Genomic DNA, 8,083 nt, shown 5'->3' on the forward strand with positions numbered 1-8,083 from the left:
GCAAAAAATGCCATCCTGATTGTAGAGTTTGCCAAAGTTCGGGTTGACCTGGGAGAGGAACTCATCAAATCTACGCTTGAGGCAGTGAGCCTCCGTTTAAGGCCTATCGTAATGACCTCACTGGCATTTATATTAGGTGTACTGCCATTGGTGCTGGCTACAGGGGCCGGAGCGGTAGCCCGGCAAACTATTGGCTATACTGTGCTTGGCGGTATGCTTACTGCATCAACCATAGCCATATTTATTGTACCGGTGCTGTTTGTGGTGATAACCCGCTTTTCATATGGTAAAGAGAAGCTGGAGTACCTTCAGGCCCACAGTGAAAGCCTGAAGGAAAAAGCCAGGAAAGTTGAAGCCCAGAATATCGATCCCGAACTGGAATACGAGATTGAAAAATCCCGTGAGTTACATAAAACTGAATAACGATGATCGCAAATACATTTATAAAAAGGCCGGTCACTGCAATCGTTATATCCATAGTATTGATGATTTCAGGGCTGATATGCCTGTTTAACCTCGCTGTCGACCAATACCCGAATATTTCACCGCCAAGTGTTTCGGTTAACGGATCATATACCGGTGCTGATGCACAAACCGTTGAGCAAACCGTTGCTACCCCTATTGAGGAACAGGTAAACGGAACGCCCGGCATGGAATACATGACCAGTACCAACACCAACAGTGGCGGCATGAGCATCAGGGTTACTTTTAAAATTGGCACCAATGTACATATCGCGGCACTTAACGTACAAAACCGCGTGGGGATCGCCTCGCCGTTATTGCCCTCTGTTGTGAGCAAGCTGGGCTTAACCGTGCGCGCCAGTAACCCCGATCAGTTAATGATGATAGGCATTTATTCGCCAAAGCATACCCATAACATTACCTTTTTAGATAACTATACTAACACATTTATTCAGGATGCCATATTACGTGTACCGGGTGTGGGTGATGTAACTGCGCGTACCGATAACTTCAGTATGCGCATATGGCTTAATCCTAATAAAATGGCTTCCTATAACCTTACCCCTGCCGATGTTACCAGCTCACTGTCATCACAAAACATGTATGTTGCGGCAGGTGCTGTTGGAGCGCCCCCGCAATCATCGTCGCAGGTTTATGAAACCGGGATATTGGTTAATGGTATGCTGAATAAAGCTACAGAATACGAAAACATCATTATCAAAACTATTCCCGGTACAGGCCAGCTTGTGCGGCTGAAAGATGTTGCCAGGGTTGAGCTGGGTAAATTTACTTTTTCAAGCAATGCGTTTATCGATGGCAACCGCGCTTCGACCATCCAGGTATATCAGTCGCCCGGAAGCAACGCCTTGCAAACAGCCGAAAATGTATACGCAGCATTGGCAAAACTCAAAAAATCATTTCCGAGCGATGTGGATTATGTAGTACCATTTGAATCCATAACCATTATCAAGGTTTCAATGCAGGAAGTAGTGGGCACATTGCTTAAAGCACTGGGCCTGGTAGCTATAGTGGTATTCCTGTTCCTGCAAAACTGGCGGTCAACGCTGATCCCCATCATGGCTATTCCGGTATCTATATTGGCTACATTTTGCTTTTTTATACCATTGGGGTTTACCATAAATACCCTTACCATGTTTGGCTTTGTGCTGGCTATTGGGATTGTGGTTGATGATGCCATTATAGTGGTAGAGGCAGTGCAGCATTATATTGATGAAAAAGGGATGTCGCCCAAGGAGGCAACTTATCATGCCATGAAAGAGATCTCGGCCCCGGTAATTGCCATCGCGCTTATCCTTGCCTCGGTATTTGTGCCGGTTGGCTTTATACCCGGAATAGTCGGGCGTTTATATCAGCAATTTGCTATTACTATCGCTATATCAGTTATGCTGTCTGCCTTTGTTGCGCTTTCCTTAACCCCGGCATTGTGTACACTGCTACTGCGGCCCAGCAAAGTAAATGGTCAAAAGCAAAACTGGCTGGACCGATTTTTTGATGCTTTTAACAGGATGTTTGAAAAAATGTCATTCAGCTACGCCGATAGCGTAAAACGCTGCATAAAAGGGGCCCGCTATGTTATAATCGTGCTGGCATGTATTTGTGCGGGCACATACATCTTGTTTAAGATAAAACCCTCGGGCTTTGTACCCTCCGAAGATGGTGGCAGGTTGTACATCACTTATCAGTTACCGGAAGCATCGTCAACCATTCAGTCTGTTAACGTGATGACCAAATTGATGAAAATTGTGGCATCAACCCCGGGCATACTGCACTACACGGCTATTTCCGGGTTTAATATCCTTAATGGAGGGGCCAACTCAAACAACGGCTCCATGTTTTGCATGCTTACCCCCTGGGACGATCGCACCACTCCCGATACCAGGGTGCCGGGTTTAATGAATGTAATTAAACAGAAAATTGCCAAAGCCGGGATCAAGAATGCCAACGTAGTTGTTGCCCAGCCTCCACCCATCCGCGGCATAGGCCAGGCCGCTGGCTTTAGCATGCAGATAGAGCAGGGAAATACTACCGACGATATTTATGCCTTTGAAAAAACAGTGAAAAAATTTGTAGCGGCTGCCAAAAAAGTCCCCGCAACAGCAGGCGCGTACAGCTATTTTTCGGCGCATACGCCAAGCTATGAATTGAATGTTGACAGGGAAAAATGTGAAAAACTGGGCATCAATATTTCGGATGTATTTTCGACAATGCAGGCTTATATGGGGAGTTTGTTTGTAAACAATTTCACGCTGTATAACCGCACATATCACGTAGTGGTTCAGGCGGATACTTCCTATCGGGCGCTTGTATCTGATATCAACAAATATTACGTACGTAATTCAGCGGGACAGATGTTGCCACTAAGTACGGTTATCAGCTACAAGCCAATTGTTGCTGCACCGCTGATCACCCACTTTAACATTTTCCGTTCGGCAGAGGTTGACGGTGCTATTCCGCCGGGGTACAGCAGCGGCCAAACTATCGAGGCATTAAAGCAACTGGCCGCCAAGACTTTACCGCGCGGCTACACGTATGAATTTTCGGGCTTAAGCTATGAGGAGATAAAAGCGGGCTCCATTACGGTTTATATCTTCCTGTTCTCTATCATTTTTGTATTCCTGTTCCTCGCCGCCTTGTATGAAAGTTGGTCGGTACCTTTTTCGGTGATGCTTGCCGTTCCAATCAGCGCGTTTGGGGCTATAGTTGCACTATCTGTCACACCCACCATAACCAATAATGTTTATGCGCAAATTGGTTTAATAACACTGATAGGCTTATCGGCAAAAAACGCCATTCTTATTGTAGAGTTTGCCAAACTAAGGGTTGACCGGGGTGAAGAACTGATCAAATCAACACTGGAGGCTGTACGCCTGCGTTTACGGCCTATCATCATGACATCTTTAGCATTTATTTTAGGAGTATTACCACTGGTATTGGCTACGGGTGCAGGTGCCGAATCCAGGAATACCATTGGGGTTACGGTGCTGGGGGGCATGATCGCGTCATCAACCATATCCATTTTTGTTGTGCCTGTACTCTTTGTACTGCTTACCCGGTTCTCCTACGGAAAAAAACAACTGGCCTATTTGCAGGCACACTATGAAGAGCTGATGGAAAAAGCAAAGAAAGTTGAGGCACAGAATATCGATCCGGAACTGGAGTATGATATCGCGGAAGCACGTGCCGAACACGAATCATCGCGCGAAACGAATTAATTAAGGGAATTGACTTATTATCATAAAAGCATATGAAAAATGTACAATTGATATCAAAACGACTGAAAAAGATCAACTACCTATACACAAAAATGATCTTGAATGAGCTTTCTCCTTTTGAGCTCGATCATCATTTTGAAGCATTATTAACGCTTGCTGTTGAAGAGAAGCAGATTACACAAAACAGGCTTTCAGAGCTTCTTCAGATCGATAAATCACGCACCGCAGTGATTGTTTTTGAGTTGGAAAAACGCGAGCTGATACAAATAAGCATCAATCCGAACGACAGGCGCCAGCATTATTTATCACTTTCGGCCCTGGCCCTCAGCTCCATACCGCATATTGAGCTGAGCATTGAAAAAATAAATGAGCTGGCTGAGGCAGGTATCGAGCAGCAAAAGCTGTTGACCTTTTTCGAGGTTTCAGAAATGATCCAGCATAATTTAGTGAAGAAGTTGTCCTGCTGAGTGTTTAAATGATGTCATGGGTAGCTTATTGTTCTATTCTTTCGATACAGGCCTTGTAAAAACAGTACCTGTATCGAAAAGAATAGTTTGTGATTTTTTATACCGGCGGTGTTCTTGGAGGGGCTTCCGCGTGAAGGTGATGTGTTTTTTGGATCAGGACATGAGCTTCAGTCCTGTTATGTCCCGGGGGCGCCAAAAGCAAACTTGTTTTAGAAAGCCCCGACCACAAAGTTTGATTCTTAAACGCGATAGTCCCCCCTCCGCGTTTTCGTTGCGAGATCATGCGGTTAATATCACCAACACAAATCCATGGGTCATGTAAGGTAACTCCCCATTTGGCGTGATCATTTGTTTCGGGCCAGGCCCAATGTGCGCCCATGAAGCCTAAGTTGATATATTTAATATCAAAAGTTTTATGAATACCAGCGCTATCTGCAATAGGTGGAATAGGGCCACGGATCCAGGTTTCAACGTCCAGATCATCTTCTAAAACGATACCCACTAATTCATTCCAAAAATCTTTATTCCACTCCCTGTTCTTAGCTATAACTTTGAAAGGCATACCACCAATCGAGGTTAAATCAATCGAATCCCCCAGGGCAACAGGATGGTTTGCTAATGGTTGTGTTAATTTAAAAAGATCATCTGTTTCGGGCAAGTTGGCAGTATTATGATCATATATCTGCGGCTCCTGGTGATTAACCATTTGTGCGGCAATTTCATTTGCAGTTTTCAGATCTAATGAGATACACAGGTATGTTTGCCCATATTTGGGAGTTGGATCTTTCTCTGCACCCGGCTCCATAAATTTTGGCCATGAGTGCAGCAACCAAAATGCTGTTTCAGATTCGGTGTCAAATGCCAATACCCCTTTGGTATGCCCCCTGGTGCCATCGTCATGCTTATTAAGGCTAAAGCTTTCGGGCATCTCATCGTTGTAAAGGATCCAGCCAGTGGTTGGAGCTGGTGTCTTGAAATTTTTGAACACCGATTCCATTGTGAGGTTGAGCGCACCTTTGTCGCTGTTCAGAACATTAGGAGATTTTTCAATTACTCTTTGCCGGGCATCAGAATTTGCATCGATTTTGGAATCGTAATAAACATATTCATACCCCGTAGCTTTGTCGTTACCCACACCTCCGTCAAGCTGTGGAACTTTGTAAATAAACCACCAGTCAACTGGTTCGCCACTTTCATCAAGCGCTGAAATTTTCATAATTTTTTTGGTTAGGTTGTGAAATTGATTGACTAATCGCTTGCAGGCGTTGATGAGGTTTACAATAAAGATAAGGCAATATTGTGAACGTGGGCACCCGTATTTTCACGGTATTTTCGAGGTGTTTTTAACGTATTTTTACGTATGTAACCTCAAGATTTCAGCTCTTTAAAACTCTGATAATCAAACAAAACACCCCATACACCTTCCAAAATGCATACAAACTACTTATCACGTAACATAAGGCGATGTTACGCAGCCAGTATTACATGACAAGTATTGTAAGTTATTGAGATTATTAATTAGTCGTCATCTTCATCTTTTCCTGCCAGCTTAGCCGGGTAAGCTTTTTTGCCTTTAGCAGCAAACCATAAGATCCTGTTCATCACATCGTCATTTCCCCCGTCAATGTGATCATATTCAGGCCTTGATGACAGCTGTGCGAAATGCAAAGCAGGGCCTTTAAGCGAAGAAAAAGGCTGGCTGATTTTATTGAGTGGCACCCTGTTTTTTAAACTGGTATAAGTATATGGGGATGGCTTGCTGGTAAAGCAATCAAACATGGGCAACGCAGTTGCATCAATGATATTCATTGGTGGTAAGCCCAGTATTTGCTCAATAGAACGCACGATACAGGTTTGGTTATAATTTTTACTTACTTTATGTTGCAACCTGCTGTAAGGACTGATCACAAACCCTGTAGTACGGTAGGCTGATACGTGGTCCCACCCTGCCTGTGAATCATCTTCGGTGACAAATATTACCGTGTTTTTCCAGAAACGGCTTTTTGACACGGCTTCAACAATACGGCCAAGTGCCAGGTCATTATCTGCTACCATAGCATCAGGCGTTGGGAAGCCGGGCCTGGTGCCTACTGTATGATCGGCAGATAGGGCCATGATCATCAATTGCGGCAGCTGGTCGCCGGGCTTTTGCTCATATTCATGCAGTTCTTTAATAAAGGCAGAAGCCCTTAACTGTTCATTGATCTTGTGTTCGTCGGATCCCGGGAAATTCTGCGACAGCATCGGTCTCACCCGCGAAATGGTGCTGGTGTTTTTAAATGCAAAAGGCTTACCTGCTGTATAGTTGTTATAAATATCGCTCCAGCTCAGCTTATCATCAAAATGCACGGCACAGGCTTCCCCATAAATTCTAACCGTTTTGCCATGATCGGCGGCATTATTCCAGATAAAACCGTTACCATCGTAAACCAGTGCATCTTCCTGCACATGAGGATAGCTTCTAAACCACGAGCGTACACTTTTTTCAACATAATCGGTAACCATGGCGGCATCAGTCCACTGGTGCCCTTCGGCCGAGCATTTGCCGGAAACATAATAATTATCAAGCAGTAAAAAATTGCGTGCTAAATCATGCTGATTGGGAGTAACACTATCGCCATAAATACAAAGCGATTTATTGCCGTCGCCTTCCGGCATATCGCCTAAAACCTGATCGTAGGTACGATTTTCTTTGATGATATAAAGTACGTGGTTAAAAACAGATGGCTCACCAATACGTTCGGGGATTGGTTTGGGTGCAATATTTTTACGGGGCAATAACTGCGCTATTTGCTGACGGAAACTCAGGTTCAGATTTTGAACCTTTTGAGTATATTGTTTTAGTAAAGCATCGCCAGGAATGGCTATCATCGATACTGTAGCCTTTAAATGGTGCGAGTTGTAAGCAGTAACATCAGCTCCGGATGGCAAATCACCTTTTAAATTGCCTTTGCCTATTTCATCAGTACCTATCCTTGAGCCTTCGCCTTCCAGGTTGGTTACAAATAAATTATTGCCATCAACAGCCAAACCGCCGGGATATGCTTCTGTTGGGATAAAGCCTTTTAATTCATCACTGCCGGTTCCTTTAAGTGATGTTTTACTGCCCAGTTTTACTATAGCCACAGCGTTATCTAAACCGTTTGCAACATATAATATTGAGCCATCAGCATTTATAGCTAAAGCATTTGGCGTATCACCTATATAACTTTTTTTGCCCGGGTTTAATTTAACGTCAATTGCAGCTATATTTTGCAGCGAACTTGTTGAAATAACCGATACCATGTCGCTGTTACCATTGGCCACATAAACAAAATTTTCATCGGCACTATTGATAATGGCATTAGGGTGCAGGCCAACAGTAATTTCTTTGATCACATCACCCTTAGCCAAATCCATAACCATTACTGTGCCTTGCGCCGTCGCACCGGTTTTGGGGTCGATATAAGCCTTGCCATAAGGTACGCCTGCCGTTTCACGCTTCAATGTATCAATAGCTTGCGGCCCGGCCCAGTTGGTTAAAAATATTTTATTCTTTGCTATGGTAATACCATAAGGAGCAACTCCGGTTGATCTTGTCCAAACGGTTTTATTATCTGCTAAATTGATCTTTACCAGCTGATTATTCCCGTTTAAAACCACATACAGGTAATTTATGCCATTTTCTTTATTGATAGCCAAATCGTTAGGCAAGGCCAGCGGCGATTCGCCTTCAGCTTTAAAACTGAAAGTGTTTTGTATGCTGATATTGCCATCTTTCCATATAGCCTGGAAAACATACGATTTTGAATCTTTGCCTTTACCTGCGGCGGCACTCCAGTATATTTGAGTTTGACCGGCAATATTTGCAACTTTTAAGCCTGAATAAGTGCTTGTAAGTCCACGATAGCGCGCATCTTGTTTGTAAGTCCAGCGGGTGGT

The 8,083-nt window shown here is 44.0% G+C and carries 5 protein-coding genes; 3 read left to right on the plus strand and 2 right to left on the minus strand.

Annotation, left to right across the window (positions count from 1 at the left end; all coding sequences use genetic code 11):
- From VF500_RS02250 to VF500_RS02260, 3 genes are all read left to right on the plus strand, one after another.
- Positions 1 to 423, plus strand: a 423-nt coding sequence (locus VF500_RS02250) for an efflux RND transporter permease subunit (protein ID WP_330858118.1), incomplete at its 5' end; no start/stop codon positions are given.
- Between the two features lie 2 nt (positions 424 to 425).
- Positions 426 to 3,695: an efflux RND transporter permease subunit gene (locus VF500_RS02255; protein WP_330858119.1), complete on the plus strand. Its 3,270-nt coding sequence runs from the start codon at positions 426 to 428 to the stop codon at positions 3,693 to 3,695.
- A gap of 32 nt (positions 3,696 to 3,727) precedes the next feature.
- The gene (locus tag VF500_RS02260) at positions 3,728 to 4,162 is read left to right on the plus strand and encodes a MarR family transcriptional regulator (RefSeq protein WP_330858120.1); all 435 of its coding nucleotides are present in this window, start codon (positions 3,728 to 3,730) and stop codon (positions 4,160 to 4,162) included.
- A gap of 97 nt (positions 4,163 to 4,259) precedes the next feature.
- Here VF500_RS02260 and VF500_RS02265 read toward each other — a convergent pair whose 3' ends face one another.
- The gene (locus VF500_RS02265) at positions 4,260 to 5,378 is read right to left on the minus strand and encodes a deoxyribonuclease II family protein (RefSeq protein WP_330858121.1); all 1,119 of its coding nucleotides are present in this window, start codon (positions 5,376 to 5,378) and stop codon (positions 4,260 to 4,262) included.
- Between the two features lie 302 nt (positions 5,379 to 5,680).
- The coding region (locus VF500_RS02270) for a bifunctional YncE family protein/alkaline phosphatase family protein (RefSeq protein WP_330858122.1) at positions 5,681 to 8,083 on the minus strand (2,403 nt) is incomplete at its 5' end.

The organism is Mucilaginibacter sp. (genome assembly GCF_036383575.1).
GTDB lineage: Bacteria > Bacteroidota > Bacteroidia > Sphingobacteriales > Sphingobacteriaceae > Mucilaginibacter.

Excerpts from the sequence above, each read along its gene's own strand:
- VF500_RS02255 (WP_330858119.1), top strand. The coding sequence starts at position 426 with ATGATCGCAAATACATTTATAAAAAGGCCGGTCACTGCAATCGTTATA.
- VF500_RS02260 (WP_330858120.1), top strand. The coding sequence starts at position 3,728 with ATGAAAAATGTACAATTGATATCAAAACGACTGAAAAAGATCAACTAC.
- VF500_RS02265 (WP_330858121.1), bottom strand. The coding sequence starts at position 5,378 with ATGAAAATTTCAGCGCTTGATGAAAGTGGCGAACCAGTTGACTGGTGG.